At 72.8% G+C, this 23,096-nt stretch carries 5 protein-coding genes and 1 pseudogene; 1 reads left to right on the top strand and 5 read right to left on the bottom strand.

Annotated features, from left to right (window positions below):
- The first annotated feature begins 147 nt into the window (after positions 1-147).
- Positions 148-909: a thioesterase II family protein gene (locus ACZ4TV_RS26975; RefSeq protein WP_468137557.1), complete on the top strand. Its 762-nt coding sequence runs from the start codon at positions 148-150 to the stop codon at positions 907-909.
- Positions 910-1,118: 209 nt separating this feature from the next.
- Here ACZ4TV_RS26975 and ACZ4TV_RS26970 read toward each other — a convergent pair whose 3' ends face one another.
- The 5 genes and pseudogenes from ACZ4TV_RS26970 to ACZ4TV_RS26950 all read right to left on the bottom strand — a co-directional run bounded on the left by ACZ4TV_RS26970 (position 1,119) and on the right by ACZ4TV_RS26950 (position 23,031).
- Positions 1,119-4,355, bottom strand: coding sequence for a non-ribosomal peptide synthetase (locus ACZ4TV_RS26970; protein ID WP_468137563.1), 3,237 nt, complete (start codon positions 4,353-4,355; stop codon positions 1,119-1,121).
- Positions 4,356-4,546: 191 nt separating this feature from the next.
- Complete coding sequence (locus ACZ4TV_RS26965) at positions 4,547-7,660, bottom strand: type I polyketide synthase (RefSeq protein WP_468137556.1); 3,114 nt, start codon at positions 7,658-7,660, stop codon at positions 4,547-4,549.
- A 4-nt stretch (positions 7,661-7,664) separates the two neighbouring features.
- Complete coding sequence (locus ACZ4TV_RS26960; RefSeq protein ID WP_468137554.1) at positions 7,665-14,294, bottom strand: type I polyketide synthase; 6,630 nt, start codon at positions 14,292-14,294, stop codon at positions 7,665-7,667.
- A gap of 12 nt (positions 14,295-14,306) precedes the next feature.
- Positions 14,307-19,868, bottom strand: a pseudogene (locus ACZ4TV_RS26955) (type I polyketide synthase); the annotation flags it as partial.
- A 58-nt stretch (positions 19,869-19,926) separates the two neighbouring features.
- Positions 19,927-23,031 (bottom strand): type I polyketide synthase, encoded by a 3,105-nt coding sequence (locus ACZ4TV_RS26950; protein ID WP_468137552.1) that lies wholly within the window; start codon positions 23,029-23,031, stop codon positions 19,927-19,929.
- Positions 23,032-23,096: the final 65 nt, after the last annotated feature.

Genomic DNA, 23,096 nt, shown 5'->3' with positions numbered 1-23,096 from the left:
TCATGATCGGAACCTAACACCCGCCACTGACAACGGAAGAGAGTGCAGGTCACAGCAGATGCGCAGAGAACTCCGCCGCTACGCGGCTCCGCTCCAAGGACCCATTCCTCCCCGCCCTAAAGGGCGGAGCCTCCTGGGAGAAATCCGGTGAACAGCACGTGGTTCCGGCGCTTCACCACGGCCTCGGGGGACGGGCCGCGGCTCGTGTGCTTCCCGCATGCGGGGGGCTCGGCGACGGCGTACACGCATCTGGCGCGTGCGCTGCCCGCGGACTTCGACGTGGTGTCCGTGCAGTACCCGGGGCGCCAGGACCGGTACCGTGAGGCGCCGTTCACGGACCTGGACTCGCTGGTCGAGGCGGTGGCCGGGGAGCTGGCGCACGCGCTGGCCGCGGACCTGGGACGGCCGTACGCCCTGTTCGGCCACAGCATGGGCGCGCTCGTCGCGTACGAGACGGCCCGGCTGCTCGCCGGGGGTGAACTGCCCGGCCCGCAGCGGCTGTTCCTTTCCGGCCGGGGCGCGCCGGGCCCGCGGGCGAGCGTCCGCTACGAGCTGTACGAGGACGCCGATGTGCTGGCCGACGTGCGCAGGCTGGGCGGTACCGATCAGGGCATGCTCGAGAACCCTGAGGTCCTGGAGATGGTGCTGCCGGCGCTGCGTGCCGATTACCGGGCGCTGGGCACGTACAGCTGGCGCGGTGGAGAGCCGCTCGCCGCTTCGGTGACCGCGCTGGTCGGGGACAGCGATCCGATGGTGACGGTCCAGGAGGCGGGGACGTGGCGGGATCACACGAGCGGTGATTTCGCTCTGAAGGTCTTTCCCGGCGGCCATTTCTATCTCGTCGAGGAGGTCGGCCGGGTCGCTGCGGCCGTCACCGAGGGGATGTTCGCGGGCAGCGCCGCTTCCTGACCGTGCTCGCCGCCGTGCCTCGCCGGTCACCCGCCCGGGCGTATCGCTCATGGGCGGGTGACCGGCGGGGCCGGCTTTGCCGTGAGCGGATCCGGCTCTGGTCTTCGGGCGCCCTTCTCCACAGCCCGTCCCCCGCTCTCACCGCCGCCGGCAGACTCGGCGGTTGAGCGGGGGACGGAACTCAGGGGGCGGAGCTCAGAGGGCGGAGCTCACAGGACGGCGCCTTCCTTCGTCCTGCGGCTCAGGGTCGGCCTGCTGGACTGGGCGAGGTCCTTCCACGTGTCGGACAGGTTGGCGATGGTGCGGGCCGCGAACAGCTTGCGGATCGACACCTCTTGGTTCAGCTGGGCCCGGATCAGGCCTTTGAGCCTGATGGCCCGCAGCGAGTTGCCGCCGAGGTCGAAGAAGTCCTCGTCGATGCCCACCCGGTCCAGTTCGAGTACGTCGGCGAAGGCCGCGGCCAGGATCCGTTCGGTTTCGTTGCGCGGTGCCCGGTACGTCCCGTCGTCGAACTGGGGCTGCGGCAGCGAGGCCCGGTCCACCCTCCCGTCGGCCGTCAGCGGCAGGCGTTCCAGGACGGTGAACACCGAGGGCACCATGGCCTCCGGCAACCGTCCTGCGGCGAAGCGGCGCAGTTCTTCGCCCGAAACGCTCTGGGCGCCCGCCGGGACCACGTAGGCCGCCAGCCGCTGCTGCCCGGAGCTGTCGTGCCTGACGACCACGGCCGACTGGGCCAGTGCGGTGTGCTCGGACAGTGCCTCTTCGACGTCGGTCAACTCGATCCGGGTACCGCGTACGTCCGCCTGGCTGTCGGTGCGGCCCATGTATTCGAGCCGGCCGTCGGTGGTCCACCGCACCCGGTCCGCGGTCCGGTACATGAGCGCTCCGGCCGGGCCGAACGGGCAGGGTACGAAACGCTGCGCGGTCTGTCCGGGTCGTGCGGGGTATCCGCGGGTCAGGCCGGGCCCGGCCACGTACAGCTCTCCGCTCACGCCGGCGGGGACGGGCGCCAGTCCGGGTCCCAGTACGTAGAGGGCGGTGTGGTCCATCGGGTGGCCGACGGTGGCCGGGGGGTGCGCCGGTTCGCCGGCGGCCAGGCGGTGGGTCGCGGCGAACACGGTGGTTTCCGTCGGACCGTGGCCGTGGACGATCGTCAGCTCGGGGCAGGCCTCCCGGATCCGTCGCAGCGCGGCGGCGGGGACGCGGTCGCCACCGGTCCACACCTCGCGCAATCCGGCGAGGCGCTCGGGGTGTTGTGCCGCGATCGCCGAGAACAGGGCGGCGGGCAGCCACAGCGTGGAGACGGGGTGCGCTGCTCGCGCCTGGGTCAGCGCCTCGGTGAGCGCGTCGGCGTCCAGGTCGCCTGCGGGAGCCAGGACCACCCGGCCGCCGTTGAGCAAGGGCGCCCACAGTTCGAGGGCGAGCGCGTCGTGGGTGGGGGGCGCGTGCCACAGCACGGTGCCGCGGCCGGTCTCCTGGCAGTGGCGGTCGGTGACGAACCGCTCCATGTTGCGGTGCGTCACGGCGACCGCTGTGGGCGTGCCGGTCGGTCCGGTGCTGTACGTGAGCGCCAGCAGGTTGTCCTGGTGCGAGGGGAGCGGGAGCGGCGGCACGGCGTCGCTGTCGTCGTCGGCGGTCTGCGGCCGGATGTGGTCGGGCACGATCGCCGGAACGTCCAGGTGGGAGGTGAGTGCTTCGGCTGTCGCCGCGTCGGTGAGCAGGGCGCGCGCCGCACAGTCGTTGACCTGGGAGCTGATCCGCTGCGCCGGCAACGCGGGGTCGATGGGCAGGTAGGCTCCGCCGGCCTTGACCACGGCCAGCAGGGCGACGGCCAGGTCCACCGATCGGGGCATCGCCACCGCCACGACCGTCTCGGGTCCGATGTGGCGCCGGCGCAGCGCCTGGGCCAGGCGGCTGGAGCGCTCGTCCAGCTCCCGGTAGGAGAGGGCCGAGCCGCCGGAGAGCAGAGCGACGGCGTCGGGGTCCCGCTGAACCTGTCGGGCGAACAGCTGCGGAACGCTCGAGCCGGGCGCCGGCACCTCGGTGTCGTTCGGCGCCGTCAGCACCCGGTCGCGTTCGATGCCGCTCAGCACGTCCAGGGCGCCGACCGGCTGTGCGTCGGCGGCCACCACGGCACGGATGTGTGCGATCAGGTCGGCGCCGATGAAGCGCAGCTCCGCGCGCGAGTAGAGGCTGGCGGGGGCGTCGAGCCGGATGAACAGGTCGCTGTCGGCGCTGCCGTCGGTGTAGACGCCGATGGACAGTTCGTCGAAGGCCCCGGTCGTTCCGCCGAGGTAGCGGGCGGGGTGGTCGGCGAAGTGGAGCTGTTCCACGAAGTCGACGACGTTCATGACGGTGCCGAAGCTGCCGCGGTCGCTGAGGGCGGTTTCGCTCGCGCGCTGGATGTCGGAGTAGTGGCAGGCGGTGTGATCGAAGAGGTCGTAGGTTTCGTCGACCATCGCGTCGGCGATCTCGGCGAAGGTCGCCGTGAGGGGAACCTTGACCCGCACCGGGACCACGTTCACCGCCAGGCCGGGGGTCTGGCTGGCCACGCCGACCCGGTTGCCCACGGCCAGTGAGAGGAGGAACTCCGGGCGGTCGCAGCGGTGCCGGAAGAAGACCGCCGCGGCCGCGGTGAGCATGGTGGACGTCCACACGCCCAGGGACTTGGCGGTCTGGGTCCACGTGTCGGCCTCGGCGCGCGGCACGGTCAGCGTCCGGCTGACCATGCCGATGTGTTCGGTCAGCTCGCCCCAGCGGTCGGCGCTGTTCATCGGTTCGCAGAGCGCGGAGCGCATCGGCTCGGACAGGTCGATGCGCGCGATCCGTGCGGGTGGCGGGGCGTCGGTCAGGTAGCCGCGCCAGAACTCCGTGTCGTCGGTGAACTTCTGGGAGGCCTGGTAGTGCGTTGCCTCGGTCGCGAAGGACTCGGCGTCCCAGGGGTGCGGCAGCGGGGTTGCGTTTTCGCCCCGTGCGAGCGCCGTGTACACCTCGGCGAGGCGCCGTGACAGCAGGCCGCCTGTGCCGAATCCGTCCGATATGAGGTGGTGGTAGGCGATCACCACCAGTGAGCGGGTCGCCGCGAGTTTCACCACGCCCAGTCGGAACAGCAGATCCCGCTCCAGGTCGAAGGGTTCGCGCAGCATGTCGGCCAGCGCTTCGCGGGCCGCCTGCTCGGGATCGGTCTCGGTGCTGAGGTCCAGGGAGAACGGCCGCCAGTCCCCCAGTTCCCGGGGGATCAGGCGCAGTCCGCTGCCGTCGTCGACGAAGTTGACGCGCAGCACCTGCGCCTCCTCCATCACGTGGAGGAACGCGGACTCCATGACCGCCGCGTCCAGTTCACCGTCCACATCCCACATGGTCAGCGCATGGTTCAGCGTGTCGGGAGACACGGCCTCCGCCAGCCACAGCCCTTTATGCGCAGACGACGCGCCGAACGAACGCACACGGATCAACCCCTCAGAGGAAAACAGGTCCGGGAATGGGAGGAATTCGCAGATCACCCCACCTTCACGGAAGGTGAATCAGCCGGTCAAGACACCTTGGTGCCGGGGCGGGAAAAGCCGCTGTCGAGGTTGCGGTGTCCCGCCGGCGGGACATGCCTATGGGGTGGAAAACCGCCCGGCGCGCCATGAGATCACTGTGGTGTGCCGGTGGCCATGGAGGTCGTGATGTATCGGGCGATCAGTCGGGGTGACGGGTGGCGCAGCACCAGATTCGCTCGCAGTTTGAGGCCGGTCGACGCGGTCAGGCGTTTGCTGAGCTCCACCGACAGCAGCGAGTCGAATCCGATCTCCTTGAATTCCTGGTCGGGGTTGATGGACTCGCTGGAGGGGTGTCCGAGGACGACGGCGACCTTCTCCACGACGTGCTCGAGGACGAGTGCGTTCGCGTCGTCGTCGGGGAGGGTGGAGATCCTCTGCGACAGGGGCAGGAGGTGGTCGTCGTCTGCGGGCGGCTGCGGGGCGGGCAGCTGCGCGGCGGGCGCCGTCTGTGAGGAGTTCAGCCAGTACCGCTGGCGCTGGAAGGCGTACGTGGGAAGGTCCACCCGCCGGCGGGTCCCGAACAGGGCGTCCCAGTCCACGGTTTTGCCGCGGACGTGGAGCTGGGCCAGCGAGCCGAGGACGGCTTGCGCCTCGTCGCGGTCGCGGCGCGAGGAGGAGAGGACCACCGCGTCGTCCGCGTCCTCGAGGATCTCCTGCACCGGGACGGTCAGGACGGGGTGCGGGCTCATCTCGATGAAGACCCGGAAACCGTCGTCGGCCAGTCGCCGGACGGAGGATTCGAAGAGGACCTTTTCGCGCAGGTTGTTGTACCAGTATTCGCCGTTCAGCCGGGCGGTGTCGATGATTTCGCCGTACAGCGTCGAGTAGAAGGGCAGCATCGATGTTTTCGGGCTCACGTCGGACAGTGAGCCGGTCACCTGGTCGCGGACCCGGGTCACGTGGTGTGAATGGGAGGCGTAGTCGACGTTTATCCTCCGGGCCTGGGCGCCTTCGGCCTTCATCTTCTCGACGAATTCGTCGAGCGCGTCCGGTTCCCCGGAGACCACCACGGAGCGGGGTCCGTTGACGACGGCGATGCTCAGCTCGTCGTTCCACGGAATCAGGCGCTGGGCCACGATGTCCGCGGACTCGGCGACCGATGCCATCGCGCCGTGGCCGATCAGATCCACCAGGGCCTTGCTGCGCAGCGCCACGACCTTGGTGGCGTCCCTCAGTGACAGGGCGCCGCACACGTGGGCGGCGGCTATCTCGCCCTGGCTGTGTCCCACCACGGCGGCCGGCTCCACGCCCCAGGACCGCCACAGGGCGGCCAGGGAGACCATCACCGAGAACAGCGCCGGCTGGACGACGTCCACCCGGTCCAGGGTGGGCGCGCCTTCGACGCCGCGTATCACGTCGAGCAGTGGCCAGTCGACCCATTCGCCGAGGGCTGCCGCGCACGCGTCGAGGCTCTTGGCGAAGACGGGGAAGGTGTCGTAGAGCTGTCGGCCCATGCCGGTCCACTGGGATCCCTGCCCGGGGAACATGAAGGTGACACCGCCGAGGTCGCCGGCGGCGCCGCGGACCACCGCGGGGGATTCCGTACCGTCGCTCAGCGCGGTGAGGGCGCTGAGCAGTTCGTCGCGCGAGCGGCCCAGTACGACCGCGCGGTGTTCGAACCGTGAGCGGGTCGAGACGAGTGAGGCGCCGATGGCGGGGGTGTCCGCGTGGGGGTCGGCGGCGACGAAGTCGCGCAGCCTGGCCGCCTGCCGCTGCAGGGCCGGTGCGCTCTTGCCCGACAGTACCCAGGGCACCAGGGCGCCGGTGACGTCCGTGTCGGGTGCGGGCTCGTCGGGCTGGGGCGGGGCCTCTTCCAGGATCACGTGCGCGTTGGTGCCGCTGACTCCGAACGAGGAGACGCCGGCGCGGCGGGGATGGTTCGGGCGGGTCCACTCGCGTCCCCGCGCCAGCACCTGGATGCCGCCGCGGGACCAGTCCACGTGTCGTGAGGGCGCGTCGACGTGCAGGGTCTGGGGCAGGTATCGGTGGCGCATGGCCATCACGGTCTTGATGACTCCGCCGACGCCGGCGGCGGCCTGGGCGTGCCCCATGTTCGATTTCAGGGAGCCCAGCCAGAGCGGCCTGTCCTCGGCCCGGTCCTTGCCGTAGGTGGCGAGCAGGGCGCCTGCTTCGATGGGGTCGCCCAGGGTGGTGCCGGTGCCGTGGGCTTCGAGCAGGTCCACCTCGCGGGCCGCGACGCCCGCGTTGGCCAGTGCCCGCAGGATCACCTTCTCCTGGGCGCGGCCGTTGGGGGCGGTGAGCCCGTTGCTGGCCCCGTCCTGGTTGACCGCGGAGCCGCGGACGACGGCGAGGACCGGGTGGCCGTTGCGGCGGGCGTCGCAGAGCCGTTCCAGCAGCAGTACGCCGACCCCTTCGGCCCAGCCGGTTCCGTCGGCCGCGTCCGCGAAGGCCTTGCAGCGGCCGTCGGCGGACAGGGCGCCCTGCCGGGCGAACTCCACGAACGCCGCGGGCGTGGACATCACCAGTGCCCCGCCGGCCAGGGCGAGCGAGCACTCCCCCGCGCGCAGTGACTGCGCCGCCATGTGCAGGGCCACCAGCGAGGAGGAGCAGGCCGTGTCCAGGGACACCGCCGGCCCGGTCAGTCCGAGTTCGTAGGCGACGCGGCCGGAGGCGACGCTGAGCGAGCTGCCGTAGAGCAGGTAGCCCTCCAGTTCGCTCTGGCCCGCTTCCAGGAAGCGCCACCCGTACTCGGTGGAGCTCACCCCGGAGAAGACGCCGACGTCGGTCCCGCGTATGTCGGCGGGGATGATGCCGGCCCGCTCGAAGGCCTCCCAGGAGGTTTCCAGCAGCAGGCGCTGTTGCGGGTCGGTCGCCAGCGCTTCGCGCGGGCTGATGCCGAAGAAGTCCGCGTCGAAGCCGGCCGGGTCGGTCAGGAAGCCTCCCTGGCGTACGTAGGCGCTGCCGATGGTGTCGGGGTCGGGGTCGTACACGTCGCGCCAGCCGCGGTCGGTGGGGAAGTCGCCGACGACGTCGCGGCCGCTGCGGATGACCTCCCACAGCTCTTCGGGCGAGGAGACGCCTCCCGGGTAGCGGCAGGCCATGGAGACCACGGCGATCGGCTCGCCGTGGCCGGCTTTGAGGGCGTCGTTCTCCTGGCGGAGGCGGTCGCGTTCCTCCAGCAGTGTGCGCAGGGCCCGCTGGATGCGGTCGGTGCCCTGGGCGGTGTGTTCGGCGGAGTTGGTCATGTCACTACCTCTTCTCGTCCAGAGCCAGGTCGAGCAGCGCGTCCAGGTCCATGTCGGGCAGGTCGTCGGCGCCGGTGTCCGTGTGGGCCGGGTCCGTGTGGGCCGGGTCCGTGTGGGCCGGGTCCGTGTGGGCCGGGTCCGGGCTGCCGGGGGGCCGGGGCGGGTTGGCGCAGGCCAGGACCTGGTCCAGGACGCCCGCGCTGCGCAGGTTGTCGATCGGGATGGTGCGCAGCAGTTCGCGGATCCGGGCGTCTTCGGCGGAGCTGGGGTCCGGTTCGGGGCGCAGCAGGGCGAGCAGGTGGTGTCCCAGTTCGCGTGGTGTCGGGTAGCTGAAGATGAGGGTGGATGCCAGGCGCAGTCCGGTGGAGGCGGCCAGGCGGTTGCACAGTTCGACGGAGGTGAGCGAGTCGAATCCGAGTTGGGTGAAGGCCTGGTCGGCGTCGACGGCCGTGCCGGTGGGGTGTCCGAGCACGATGGCGATCTGGTCGCGGACCCAGTCCAGGACGGCTGTCTGTGCCTCGTCGGCCGGGAGGGTGAGCAGGCGGGCGGCGATGGCGACGCCGCCGTCCTTGGCGCTGGTGGCCCGGTTGCGGCGCGGGCGGCCGGCCTCGGCGAGGCCGCGCAGCAGCGGCGGCAGTTCGTCGACGGGCCGGTTGCGCAGGCCGGCGACGTCGACGCGGGCCGGGACGAGGACGGCCTTGTCGGCCGCGAGGGCGGCGTCGAACAGGACCAGTGCCTCGTCGGTCGGCATCGCGTCGATGCCCATCCGCCGCAGGCGGTTGAAGTCGGCCTGGTCCAGCTCGCCGGTCATGCCGCTGCTCTGCTCCCACCAGCCCCAGCACAGCGAGGTGCCGGTCAGGCCGGCCGTCTTGCGCTGTACTGCCAGGGCGTCCAGGAAGGCGTTCGCCGCGGCGTAGTTCGCCTGTCCCGCGGTGCCGATCGTGCCGGCGAGGGCGGAGAACTGGACGAACGCCGACAGGGGCAGGTCGCGGGTCAGCTCGTGCAGGGTGAGGGCGCCGCCGGCCTTGGCGCGCAGCACGTGGTCGATGCTGTGCGGGGTCAGCGACTCGAGGGTGCCGTCCGCGAGGACGCCCGCCGCGTGGACGACCGCGGTCAGCGGGTGGCCGGCGGGCATGTCGGCGAGCAGGCCCGCGACGGCGTCGCGGTCGGCAACGTCGAGGGCCGCGACGCGGACGGATGCGCCCGCGGCTTCGAGGTCGGCGACCAGTTCGGCCGCCCCGGCGGCCGCCGTGCCCCGGCGGCTGGCCAGGACGAGGCTTGTGACGCCGTGTTCGGCGACGAGGTGGCGCGCCACGAGCGAGCCGACGCCGCCGGTGCCGCCGGTGACCAGGACGGTGCCGCCGCCGAAGCCGCTGCTCAGGTCGAAGACGAGCTTGCCGATGTGGCGGCCTTGGCTCATCTCGCGGAACGTGCCGCGCGCGTCGCGGATGTTGCGGACGGAGACGGGGGTCAGCCGCACCCGTCCGTCGGCGAACAGCTCCATGACGTCCCGGAACATCGCCTGGAGCGCTTGCGGTCCCGCCGACCCGTAGAGGTCGAAGGCCTGGTAGTGGACGCCGGGGTGGTCGGCCGCCACCTGCCGGGGGTCGCGGATGTCGGTCTTGCCCATCTCGATGAAGTCGCCGCCCTCGGGGAGCAGTTTCAGCGAGGCGTCGACGAACGCGTGGGCGAGGGAGTTCAGGACGACGTCCACACCGCGGCCGTCCGTGGCGCCGAGGAACTTCTCGACGAACTCCAGGTCGCGGGAGGAGGCCAGGTGCGTGTCGTCCAGGCCCATGGCGCGCAGGGCGGGCCACTTGGCGGGGCTCGCGGTGGCGTAGATCTCGGCGCCGGCGTGCTTGGCCAGCTGGACCGCGGCCGTGCCGACGCCGCCCGCCGCCGCGTGGATGAGGATGCGCTGGCCCTTCTTCAGCTTGATCACGTGGAAGAGCGCGTAGTAGGCGGTGAGGAAGGTGCTCGGCATGGAGGCCGCCTCGGCGTAGCTCCAGCCGTCGGGGAAGGCCGTCACCAGGCGGTGGTCCGCGATGGCGACGCGGCCGAAGGAGCCGGGGAAGATGCCGGTGACCCGGTCGCCCGGCGCGATGGCGGTCACGTCGTCCGCGACCTCCAGCACGATGCCGGCGCCCTCGCTGCCGAGGCCGTCGTCGAAGGCCGTCCGGTCGATGAGTCCCAGGGCGATCGTGACGTCGCGGAAGTTCAGGCCGGCGGCCTGGACGGCGATGCGGACCTGTCCGGCCTCCAGGGGCGCCTCCACCTCGGGGCACGGGACCCACGTCAGGTTCTCCAGCGTGCCCGCCTTCGCGATGGCCAGCCGGTGGGCGCCGTCGGCCGGCGCCGGGAGCCGCTGGTTTGAGGGGGCGGCCGGGGCCAGGCGCGGGACGAGGGGCGCGCCGGCGCGCAGCGCCAGCTGGTCCTCGGCGAGGGCGAGCGCGCCGGGCAGGGCTGCCGGGGAGGCCGCGTCGTCGTCGGTGTCGAGGAGGCGGAACCGGCCGGGGTGCTCGCTCTGGGCGGAGCGGATCAGGCCCCACACGGACGCGCCGGCCAGGCTCTCGACCCTTTCGCCGGCGCCGGTGTCCTGCGCCAGGCGGGTGAGGACGACCAGGGTGGATCCGGCGAGCCGCTCCTCGGTGAGGAACCGCTGGAGCTGGGCCAGCACGTGCTTGTCGGCGTCGGCGACGGCGGTGAGCGGGTCGGCGCCGGTGGTGACGGCGTCGTCCAGGCAGAGCACCAGGTGCGCGGGGACGTCGTCGGCGGCGAGGACCGCGTCGAGGCAGGCGTGGAGCGCCACGCTGCCGTCGCCCGCCGCGGCGAGCCGGCCGGCCTGGCCGTCCGCCGAACCGAGCAGGGCCCAGGCCGCGCGGTCGGCGCCGGCCTCGCCCTGCGGGGCCGGCCGCCAGTGCAGTTCGTACAGCGGCTGCTGCTGGCCGCCGCGCGCCGAGCGCACCTGCTCGGCGCCGGCCGGCCGGAACGTCAGGGCGTCGACGTGGGCGATCGTGTGGCCGTGTTCGTCGGCGATCGCCAGGGACACGGCGCCTTCGCCGGCCGGGGTGAGCCGGACCTTCACGGTCGGGCCGCACGGCCTGGCGAGGTGGACGCCGGACCATGAGAAGGGCATCCAGCCCTGGTCGCCGGTCACCTCGATGACGCCGCCGGCGACCACCGCGTGGAGCACGGTGTCGAGCAGGGCCGGGTGCAGGGCGAAGGCGCCCTGGGCGGCGCCTTCGGCGGCTTCGGCGGTCTCGGGCAGGGTGGCGAGGGCGAAGAGGTCGTCGCCGTGCCGCCAGACCTCGCGCAGCCCGCGGAAGGCGGGACCGTAGTCGAAGCCGCTGTCGGCGAGACGGTCGTAGAGGGTGTCGAAGTCGAGCCGCTCGGCGCCGGCGGGGGGCCACACGGCGAGGGGGCGTGTGTCGTCGGCCCGGGCGGCGGCCTGGCCGGTGTCGGGTGTGAGGCTGCCCATCGCGTGACGGGTCCAGCCGCCCGCGCTCGCGCCGTCCTCGGCGGGACGCGCGTACACGTCCAGCAAGCGGCGTCCCGTCTCGTCCGGCGCGCCGACGACGACCCGTACCTGTACGTCTGCCGCCTCGGGGAGGATCAGGGGGACTTCCAGGGAGAGTTCCTCGACGGCGGCGCACCTAAGGCTCTCGCCCACCGTCAGCGCCAGGTCCAGGTAGGCCGTCGCCGGGACGACGGCCGCATCGAACACGGTGTGGTCGGCGAGCCAGTCGTGGGTGCGCAGGGACCACAGGGCGGTGAACACCACCTCGTCGGTGCCGGGGTGGTCCACCACGGCGCCCAGCAGCGGGTGCTCGGGGGCGGTCAGACCGGCGGAGGTGACGTCGGCCGGCTTGGCCCCGGCGTGGAAGTCCATCCAGTAGCGCCGGCGCTGGAAGGCGTACGTCGGAAGGTCCACCGGCCGGCGCGTACCGAACAGGGCGCTGAAGTCCACCGGCTGGCCGTGGACGTGGAGTTCGGCCAGCGCGCCGGTCAGGCCCTGCGCGACCCCGCGGTCCCGCCGCGACGACGCCACGACGAGCGCGTCGTGGATGCCCTCGGCGGCGAACGCGTCCTTGACGAGGCCCGCGAGGGTCGGGCCTGGGCCGACCTCGACGAAGACCTGCGCTCCCGCCGCACGGGCGCCGTCCACGGCGGCGTGGAAGCGGACGGGCTCGCGGACATGGTTCACCCAGTGCGCGGCGGACGTCAGCTCCTGGAACGTCGCCTCGCGGCCCAGCAGCGTGGAGAGGATCGGGATCGCCGGCTCGCCGTCCGCGGGGAACGCGGGGAGCGCCGCCGCGAACGCGTCCAGGATCGGGTCCATCAGCGGGGAGTGGAACGCGTGGTCGACGGGGAGCAGCTTCGCCGAGCGGCCGTCGGCGACGAGCCGGTCGCGCAGGTCGTGGACCTCGTCGCGCAGGCCGGAGACCACCACGGACTCGGGCCCGTTGAGCGCGGCGATAGCGACCCGCGTGTACCGGCCGAGGAGCTCGGCCACTTCGGCCTGCGGGGCGCGGACGGCCAGCATGGCGCCGCGCTCGGTGACGGCCTGCATGGCCCGGCCGCGGGCGGCCACGATGCGGGTGGCGGTGTCGAGGTCGAAGACGCCGGACACGTGGGCGGCGGCGATCTCGCCGACGGAGTGGCCGATCAGGTGGTCCGGCGGCGGGCAGTACCGCGTCAGGGTGCGGTAGAGGCCGACCTGTAGGGCGAACAGCGCCGGCTGCATGACGTCCGTGCGGTCGCTGCCCTCGGGCTCGTCGGCGAGGAGCAGGGGCTTGAGGGCGAAGGGGAGGTGCGCGTCGAAGCGGGAACAGACCTCGTCGAGGGTCTGCGCGAAGACGGGGAAGGTGTCGTACAGCTCGCGGGCCACACCGGTCCACTTCGCGCCCTGGCCGGGGAACATGAAGACGCGGCCGCCGAGCTCCGCTTCGGTGCCGCGGACCACCGCGGGGGTCTGCGCGCCGTCGGCCAGCGCCCGGAGGGCGGTCAGCAGGTCGTCGCGGTTGCGGCCGAGCACCACGGCACGGTGCTCGAACGTCGCCCGGCTCGTGACCAGTGACGCGCCGACGGCGGCGAGGTCGGCCTGCGGGTCGGCGGCGGCGAACGCGCGCAGTTTCTCCGCCTGGGCGCGCAGCGCCTGCTCCGACCGGGCCGACAGCACCCACGGCACCAGCTCGCGGGCGCCTGCCGGCGCGGGTTCGGCGGCGTCGGGGGCCGGCTCCTCCTCGGGTGCCTGCTCGAGGATCAGGTGGGCGTTGGTGCCGCTGGCGCCGAAGCTGGACACGCCGGCCCGCCGGGGCCGTCCCGGTGCGCTCGGCCAGTGCCTGGCCTCGGTCAGCAGCTCCACGGCGCCGGCCGACCAGTCCACGTGCGTCGACGGGCGGTCTACGTGCAGTGTCTTGGGCATCACCCCGTGCTGCATCGCCATGATCATCTTGATGATTCCGCCGACGCCCGCGGCCGCCTGCGTGTGGCCGATGTTCGACTTCAGCGAGCCGAGCCACAGCGGGTTGCCCGGGTCGCGGCCTTGCCCGTAGGTGGCCAGCAGCGCCTGCGCCTCGATGGGGTCGCCGAGCGTCGTGCCGGTCCCGTGCGCCTCCACGACGTCCACGTCGCCCGCCTGGATCCGGGCGTTGGCCAGCGCTGCCCGGATCACGCGCTGCTGCGCGGGGCCGCTGGGTGCGGTCAGGCCGTTGGAGGCGCCGTCCTGGTTGATCGCCGAGCCGCGGATCACGGCCCAGATCCGGCGCCCGTTGCGGCGCGCGTCCGAGAGCCGCTCCAGGACCAGCATGCCGACGCCCTCGGCGAAGCCGGTGCCGTCCGCCGCGTCGGCGAACGCCTTGCAGCGGCCGTCGGCCGCCAGGCCGCGCTGCCGGGCGAACTCGCGGAACACTTGCGGCATCGCCATGACGGTGACGCCGCCGGCCAGCGCGAGGCCGCACTCGCCCTGGCGCAGCGACTGGACGGCCTGGTGCACCGTGACCAGCGAGGAGGAGCAGGCGGTGTCGGTCGAGATCGCCGGGCCCTGCAGACCCAGCGCGTAGGACACGCGGCCGGACGCCACGCTGAGCAGGGAGCCGGTCTGCGCGTAGCCGGAGATGGCCTCGGGGGTGGAGAAGTGGTTGCCGTAGCCGAAGTAGGCGATGCCGGCGAAGACGCCGGTGTCGCTGCCGCGCAGGGTGTGCGGGTCGATGCCGGCGCGTTCCAGGGATTCCCACGAGGTCTCCAGGAGGAGGCGCTGTTGTGGGTCGGCGGCCAGCGCCTCGCGCGGGTTGATCTCGAAGAACTCGGCGTCGAAGTCGCCCGCGTCGTGCAGGAAGCCGCCGGAGCGCGTGGAGCAGGTGCCGGGGCGGTTGCCGTCGGGGTCGTAGAGGTCCTCCAGGTCCCAGTTGCGGTCCTGGGGGAAGTCGCCCACGACGTCGGCGCCGGCCCGCACCAGTTCCCACAGTGCCTCGGGGGACGCCGCCGCGCCCGGGAAGCGGCAGGCGACACCCACCACGGCGATGGGCTCGGCGGCGGCCTCCGTCAGCTCCTTGAGGCGTTTGCGTGTGTCGAGCAGCTCGATCGATGTCCGCTTGAGGTAGTCGAGAACATCGGCGTTGTTGTCGTTTGTCATCGCTCTTTTCCCCTAGCCGAGCTCTTTGTCCAGCAGCGAGAGGAGCTCTCCTGCTGAGGCCGAACTGATCTGGTCGGCGATGCCGACCGGTGATCCGGCGCCCGCCATGGAACGGACTCGGCCCTGCAGTTCGCCGAGCAGAGTGGAAATGGTGGCCTGGTCGTCCTGCGCGAGCTGGAGGAACGCCTCCTGCAGGTGGGCGCCCAGTGTTTCGATCTCCTGGGCCAGGTGATCGGCCGGGGAGTGCGGGGGCGTGGAGTGGGGGGTGATGCTCGCGCTGAGGAACTGTGCGAGGGCGCTGGGGTTGGGGTGGTCGAACACGAGGGTGGCGGGCAGCTTCAGGCCGGTCACCGCCGCCAGCTTGTTGCGCAGTTCCAGTGCCGTGAGCGAGTCGATCCCCAGTTTCCTGAACGTCGCGGCGGAGGTGATCCGGCCGGTGTCGGGGTGGCCGAGGACGATCGCGGTCTGCGCGCGGATGGCATCGAGCAGCGCGGCCTCGGCGTCGGCCGGCGGCAGCGTCCGCAGGTGCTGCGCGAGTGCGGCGTCGGTGGACTCGCGGCCCCCCACGTCGCCGGGGCTGCCGGGCGTGCGGGTGAGGCCGCGCAGGAGGGGAGAGGCCGCGCCCGGTGCGGCGAGGTTGAGCCGCGCGGGCACCAGCACCGGTTCGTCGAGCGGGAGCGCGGCGTCGAAGAGCGCGAGGCCCTCCTGCGATGCCATGGCCAGGACGCCCTGGCGTTGCAGGCGTACGACGTCGGTGTCGCCGATGTCGGCGACCATCTCGCTGCGCTCGGCCCACAGGCCCCAGCACAGTGCGGTGGACGGCAGGCCCTGGGCGCGGCGGACTTCCGCGAGGCCGTTGAGGAAGCCGTTGGCCGCCGCGTAGTTGGCCTGCCCCGCCGTGCCCAGCACGCTCGCGATCGAGGAGTACAGGACGAAGGCGGACAGGTCCAGATGGCGGGTCAGCTCGTGCAGGTGCCAGGCGCCGGCCGCCTTCGGCGCGAGGACCGTGTTCACGCGTTCCTCGGTCAGTGCCTCGACGACGCCGTCGGCCAGCACGCCCGCGCAGTGGATCACCGCGGTCAGCGGGTGCTCGCGGGGGACCGAGGCGATGAGCTCGGCGACGGCGTCGCGGTGGGAGACGTCGCAGGCCACGACCTCGACCTGGGCTCCGGCCCCGGTCAGCTCCTCGCGCAGCCGTGCCGCGGCCGGAGCCGCCGGCCCGCGCCGGCTGGTCAGCAGCAGCCGGCGCACGCCGTAACGCTCGACGAGGTGGCGGGCCAGCATCGCGCCGAGGCCGCTGGTGCCTCCGGTGATGAGGACCGTCCCGGAGCCGAGGGCGGGTACGTCCTGCGCCCGGCCGGGGGGTCGGTGGCCGGGGGTCGCGCCGTGGGCGCGGGCCAGTTGCGGGACGCTCACCGCGCCGGCCCGGATCTTGAGCTGGAGTTCTCCGGTTTCGGCCGCTGCCGGGAGGCGGGCCCACGAATCGGGCCGGCCGTCGGTGTCGACGAGGGTGAACCGGCCCGGGTTCTCGCTCTGCGCGGTGCGCACGAACCCCCAGACGGCGGCCGCGGCGGGGTCGGGGTGGGTGACCTGGTCGTCGCGGACCGCGTCGCGCGTCACGATGACCAGGCGGGAGTGGGCGAACCGGTCGTCGGCGAGCCAGTCCTGCGTCCACCGCAGCACGCGGTGGACGTGCTGCTCGGCGAGGGCGGGCGTGTCGGCGCCGCCGGTGTCCGTCCGGTCGAGGGCGGCGATGACGAGCGGGGGTATCTCGCCGCGGGCGGCGACCTCGCCGAGGCCGGCGAAGAGTACGGCGCCCGGTCCCGGGGTCGCGGCGAGCGCGTCGGGGGCGCCCAGCACCGCGTACCGGCCGGTGGTGGGGGCGGAGGGGACCGCGAGGGGCGTCCAGTCCACCTGGAACAGCGAGTCCTGGTGGTCGAAGCTCAGCTCGGTCAGTTCGCGGACGTCCGCGGGCCGCAGGGTCAGCGATTCGACGCCGCCGACGGGGGCACCGCTGTGGTCCGCGAGGGTCAGCGACAGCGTGTTCTGCCCGGCGGGCGCCAGACGCACGCGCAGTACGGACGGCCCGGCGCCGTGCACGCGGATGCCGGTCAGGCGCTGCGGCAGCCAGCCCTCGGGCCGGGAGGTGTCGACGAACCCGCCCAGGCCGATCGGGAGCAGCGCGGCGTGCAGCAGCGCCGGGTGCGTGCGGAACCGGCCCGGGCCGGCGCTGTCGGCGGCGGGCAGCTCCACCTGCGCGAACAGGGTGTCGTCACGGCGCCACACCTGCCGCAGGCCGCGGAAGCGGGGCCCGTAGCCGAACCCGAGGGCGGCCAGGCGGGCGTACTCGTCCTCGAAGGGCACGGCGACGGCGCCGGCGGGTGGCCACTGGACGAGGCTGTGCGCGGCGGGGGCGCGTCCGGTGTCGGACCCGACGACGCCGACGGCGTTGCGCGTCCATTCGGTGTCGCCCTCGCCGCGGGAGTGCACGCTGATCACGTTCTTGGCGTCGACGACGACGCGGATCTCGCGGTCGGCCGTGCGGGAGAGCACCAGCGGGGTTTCCAGGGTGAGTTCGTCGACGAGGTCACCGCCCACCTTGTGGGCGGCCCAGGCCGCCATCTCCAGCAGCACCGTCGCCGGTACCAGGACGGCGCCGTGGACCACGTGGTCGGCGAGCCACGGCTGGCGCTCCAGGGACAGGCGCCCGCTGCCCACCACGCCGCCGTTCTCCGCGTCGTCGGGCAGATCGATCACGGCGTCGAGCAGCGGGTGGTCCGAGGTGCTTGCGGTGGTGGTCTCGCCGGGGGCGTTCAGCCAGTAGCGCTCTCGCTGGAAGGCGTAGGTGGGCAGTTCGACCCACGGGCCGTCCCAGCCTGGGAGCGCCGTCTGCCAGTTCACCGCCACGCCCGCGACGAAAGCCTCGGCCGCCGACTGGTGCAACCGCGCCAGGCCGCCCTCGCCGCGGCGCAGGGTGCCCACGACGGCGGCCGGGGCGCCCGCGCTGTCCAGGGTCTGTTCGACGCCGATGGTCAGGACCGGGTGTGCGGAGGCCTCGATGAAGAAGCGGAAGCCCTGGTCGGCCAGCGCGCGGGTCGCCTCCTCGAAGCGGACCGTCTGGCGCAGGTTGGTGTACCAGTACGTGGCGTCCATCGTCGTGGTGTCCAGCCAGTCGGCGGTCACGGTCGAGAAGAACGGCACTTCGGCCTGGCGCGGTTTCAGCCCTGCCAGCAGCCGGCGCAGTTCGCCGTCGATGGACTCCACGTGCCGGGAGTGCGAGGCGTAGTCGACCGGGACACGGCGGGCGCGCACCTCGTCGGCCTCGCAGGCGGCCAGCAGTGCGTCCAGTTCGGCCGCGTCGCCCGACACCACGACGGAACAGGGCCCGTTGATCGCGGCGATCGACAGCCCGTCGGTGAGGCGCGGCGCCACGTCCCGCGCGGGCAGCGCGAGCGAGACCATGCCGCCGCGCCCCGACAGGGCCAGGATCGCCTTCGAGCGGAGCGCGACCACTTTCGCGGCGTCCTCGATGGTCAGGGCGCCCGCGACGCAGGCGGCGGCGATCTCGCCCTGTGAGTGGCCGACGACGGCCGCGGGCGGCACGCCGTAGGACCGCCACACCTCGGCCAGCGACACCATCACGGCCCACAGGACGGGCTGGACGACGTCCACCCGCTCCAGTGCCTCGGCGTCGGCGAGCACCTCGCGCAGGGACCAGTCCACGTACGGCGACAGCGCGTCGGCGCACTCCTGCATCCGCCGTGCGAACACCGGGGAGGACTCCCACAGTTCGCGTCCCATCTCGACCCACTGGGATCCCTGGCCCGGGAAGACGTACACGGTCTTGCCCACCGGCCCCGCGACTCCGCGGACCACGGTGGCGGCGGTGTTCTCCTCGCCGGTGGCAGCGGCGGCCAGGGCGGCGAGCAGTTCGTCGCGTGTGGCGGCGATGACCACCTGGCGGTGGTCGAACAGCGAGCGTGTGGTCACCAGCGCGTGTCCGACGCCGGCGAGCGGCAGGTCCGGGTCCGCGGCCAGGCGTTCCCGCAGCCGCAGTGCCTGGTCGCGCAGGGCCTGTTCCGAGCGTGCCGAGAGGACCCACGGCAGCGCCGCGGGGGCGTTTGCGGCGGCCTGCCCGGGGCTCTGGGGTTGCCCGGGGGTGTGGGGTTGCTGGGGGGTGTGGGGTTGCTGGGGGGTGTGGGGTGCCTGTTCGAGGATGAGGTGGGCGTTGGTGCCGCTGATCCCGAAGGCGGAGACGCCGGCCCTGCGGGGCCGTCCGGGGGCGGTGGTGGTCCAGTCCCTGGCCTCGGTGAGCAGTTGCACCGCGCCGGAGGACCAGTCGACGTGGGTGGAGGGGCGGTCCACGTGCAGTGTCCTGGGCAGCACGCCGTGGCGCATCGCCATGATCATCTTGATCATGGCGCCGACGCCCGCGGCGGCCTGGGTGTGGCCGATGTTCGACTTCAGCGAGCCCAGCCACAGCGGGCTGTCCGGGTCACGGCCTTGCCCGTAGGTGGCCAGCAGTGCCTCGGCCTCCATCGGGTCGCCCAGCCTCGTGCCGGTGCCGTGGGCCTCCACCGCGTCCACGTCGCCGGCCGACAGTCCGGCGTCGGCCAGGGCTGCCCGGATGACCCGGCGCTGCGCCAGTTCGTTGGGCGCGCTCAGGCCGTTGGAGGCGCCGTCCTGGTTGACCGCCGAGCCGCGGATCACGGCCCAGATCCGGCGCCCGTTGCGAGTTGCGTCCGAGAGCCGCTCCAGGACGAGGACGCCCGCGCCCTCGGAGAAGCCGGTGCCGTCCGCCGCGTCCGCGAAGGCCTTGCACCGGGCGTCGTCCGACAGGCCCCGCTGCCGGCCGAGTTCCACGAGCAGTCCCGGGGTCGCCATGGCCGACACGCCGCCGGCCAGCGCCAGCGTGCACTCCCCCGAGCGCAGGGACCGCACGGCCTGGTGGACGGCGACGAGCGAGGAGGAGCACGCGGTGTCGGTCGATACCGCGGGGCCCTGCAGGCCCAGTACGTACGCCACCCGGCCCGAGGCCACGCTGGGGAGCGTCCCGGTGAGCGAGAAGCCCTCCACTTCGGCGGCTGCCCCGCCGCCCGTGCGCGGGCCGTAGTCGACGGCGTAGATGCCGGTGAACACGCCGGTCGGTGAACCGCGCAGCGCGGCCGGGTCGATGCCGGCCCGTTCCAGCGCCTCCCAGGAGGTCTCCAGCATCAGCCGCTGCTGGGGGTCCATGGCGAGCGCCTCGCGCGGGCTGATGCCGAAGAACGGCGCGTCGAACTCCGCGAGATCGTGCAGGAATCCGCCCGAGCGGGTGTTCGTCGTGCCGGGGGTCGCGGGATCGGGGGCGTACAGCGCCTCCAGGTCCCATCCGCGGTCCTGCGGGAAGTCGCCGATCGCGTCCACCGCGTCGGACACCAGTCCCCACAGCCCTTCGGGGGACGTCACCCCACCCGGGAAGCGACACCCCGCACCCACGATCGCGATCGGCTCGCGCGCGGACTCCTCCAGTTCGCGCACGCGCTCGCGCAACTCCTGCGCGTCGCCTACGGCGCGTCGCAAGTAGGACCGGAGCTTGTCGACGTCCTCCACCAGGGCCTCCCCCACAGTTACCTCAAAAGAACAGGTGCGGCTACATGTATCCGCGGTCGATCAATGCGTACAAATCGTCATCGCTGCGGCTTTCCGGGCTTTCTTCCTCCGTCGCCGCTGGGGCCGGTGCCGTGGGCGGGTCCGGTTCCAGGAGGGAGAAGATGTGGCGGGCGAGCGTCTGCGCAGTGGGGTAGGTGAAGGCGACGGTGGCCGAAAGCCGCACTCCGGTCGCCGCGGTGAGCCGGTTGCGCAGCCCTACGGCCATCGGGGAGTCGAAACCCAGATGCTTGAAGGTCTCGGTCGACCGTGCCTGGAGATCGGCGCCCGTCAGCCGCGGGTCGTTCGCGCTCAGCAGCGCCGCGGTCTCGGCGCACACCAGGGTGAGGACCGATGCTTGCGAGCGAAGGTCCGCCGCCTTGGTGCCGCTCGCGTCCGCCGCGCCCGCCCGGGCGGCGGGGCTGTTCGTGGCGGCGGTGTCATCGGGCGCTGTCAGCCAGTACCGCTGCCGCTGGAAGGCGTAGGTCGGCAGGCCGATCCGGCGTGGCCGGGCCGGGGCGAAGACCGCCTTCCAGTTCACCGGCACACCGCGTACGTGCAGTTCGGCCAGCGACGCCAGGATCTTGGCCGTACTGCCGTCGTGTTTGGTCAGGGTGCTCACCAGCACCGGCGGGCTCGCCAGCGCGTCGGCGGCCTCCGCCATCGCCACCTGGAGCACGGGGTGCGGACTGACTTCCACGAACACACCGCCGCGCTCGCGCATCAGGCCTTCGACGACCTCGCCGAAGCGCACCACCGAGCGCAGGTTGTCGTACCAGTACGAGCTGTCGAGCGCGCGCGTGTCGAGCATTCCCGCGGTGACGGTGGAGTGGAACTCCACCGCCGATTGCCTGGGCGAGACGTCTGCGGTGGCCTGGAGCAGACGCTCACGGATGGGTTCGACGTGGTGGGAGTGCGAGGCGTAGGCCCCTTTGACCCGTCGCACCCGGACACCCTCCTCGCCGGCCATCGCGGCGAACTGGTCCAGCGCCTCGTGGTCGCCGGCGATCACCACGGACGCCGGCCCGTTGATCACGGCCGTGGAGAGCCGCCCGGACCACCGCTCCAGCCGGTCTTGAACCCATTGGGGGGACGCGGAGACGGCGCTGAGCCCACCGGAGTCGACCAGTTCGATCGCGATCTGGCTGCGCAGGGCGACGATCCGCGCCGCGTCCTGGAGGCTGAGCGCGCCCGAGACGCACGCCGCGGCGATCTCGCCCTGCGAGTGGCCGACGACGGCGTCGGGGACCACTCCCAGCGAGCGCCACACCTGTGCGAGCGAGACCATCATCGCGAACAGGGCCGGCTGGACGACGTCGACCCGCTCCAGTGAGGCGGCCGTCTCCTCGCCGGTCAGCACGTCCACCAGCGACCAGTCGACGTACGGGGCCAGGGCCTGCGCGCACGCGTCGATGGAGCGTGCGAAGACCTCCGACTCGGCGTACAGCTGCTTGCCCATGCCCAGCCACTGCGAGCCCTGGCCGGGGAAGACGAAGACGACCGGGCCCGCCGGGCCGGTGGCCGTTCCGCGGATCGCCTGCGCCGAGTCGCCGCCCGCCGCCATCAGGTCGAGTGCGGCCAGGGATTCCTCACGGCCGGCGCCGAGCACGACCGCGCGGTGTTCGAACAGCGACCGCGTCGAGACCAGTGAGTGGCCGACATCGGCGGCCGAGAGCGAGGCGTTGGCGGCCACGAGGTCCCGCAGCCGCGCCGCCTGCTCGCGCAGTGCCGGCTGCGACCGCGCGGAGAGCACCCACGGCAGTACGCCGGGAACGCCCGCGGCGGCCGGTTCCCGGCCCGCGGCGCGGGGTTGCGTCTGCGCTGGGGGGGCCTGTTCGAGGATCACGTGCGCGTTGGTGCCGCCCATGCCGAACGCCGACACCCCGGCCCGTCGCGGCCGGTCGGGCGCGGACGGCCAGGGCCGCGCGGCGCGGACGACTTCGAAGTCCTCGTGGAAGTCGGGGATGTTCGGGTTCGCGGAGCGGAAGTTCAGGCTCGCGACCAGCTGGGCGCGGTCCACGCAGAGCGCCGCCTTGACGAAGCCGGCCATTGCGGCGGCCGGCTCCAGGTGCCCGACGTTCGTCTTGACCGAGCCGATCGCCAGGGGGCGGCTGCGGCCGGTTTTACGGATCACCTCGCGCAGGCCGGCTATCTCGGCCGGATCGCCCAGGCGGGTGCCGGTGCCGTGGGCCTCGACGTAGTCGACACCGTCGAAGGGGACGGCCGCGCGTTCGAGAGCGGCCAGCACGGCGGCCGCCTGCCCGCTGGGGCTGGGATCCGGCATCCGGGTGGACGCTCCCCCGCTGCCGACGCCCCAGCCGCGCACCACCGCGTAGATGTGGTCGCCGTCGGCGAGGGCGAGGTCGAGCCGCTTCAGCAGGACGAACGCGCCGCCCTCTCCCCGGGCGAAACCGTTGGCCCGTTCGTCGAAGGTGAAGCAGCGGCCGTCGGGCGAGAGGGCGCCCAGATTCGCCAGGCCGGCTCCCGCTTCCGGATCGGCGATCAGGTGCACGCCGCCGGCGATCGCCATGTCGATCGCGCCGCCGCGTATCCGTTCGCACGTCAGCGCCAGCGACACCAGTGAGGAGGACTGGCCCGAGTCCGCGCAGAAACTCATGCCGCGGACGTCGAACAGGCTGGAGATCCGGTTGGCGATCAGCGCACCGCTCGAGCCGAGCGCGGCGTAGTGGTCGTCCCTGTCGCTGCCCGAGCGCTTGCGCAGCAGCTCGTACCCGGAGGGCGCGGCGCCGACCACGACGTCGATCTCGCGGCCCGCGAGGGCGGCCGCCGGGATACGGGCGTCTTCGACGGCCTCCCAGGCGAGCTCCAGCCCCAGCCGCTGCACGGGGTCCATGGCGGCGGCCTCCGCCGCGCCGGTGCCGAAGAACTCCGCGTCGAACCCGTCGATGGAGTCGAGGAACGAGCCCGAGTTCAAGGTGGCGCCGTCCGGGTGGGACAGGTGGTTCGAGTCGGCCGCCCGGTGCTCGGGGAACGTCGTGACGGTCGACTCGCCGTCGAGCAGCAGGCGCCAGAACTCGTGCAGGTTGTGCACACCGGGGAAGCGGCACGACATCCCGATGACCGCAATATCGGCGGCTGCGCCACTCATACGAATTCCTTCCGGTTCCCTCGGCACATGACTGTTACGGGCGGACTTATGGGCGGCGGCACTGC

The sequence above is a fragment of the Streptomyces sp. NPDC028910 genome, from assembly GCF_055564955.1.
Note: the sequence above shows the minus strand (reverse complement) of the source record. Positions and strands in the feature narration are given on the sequence as shown.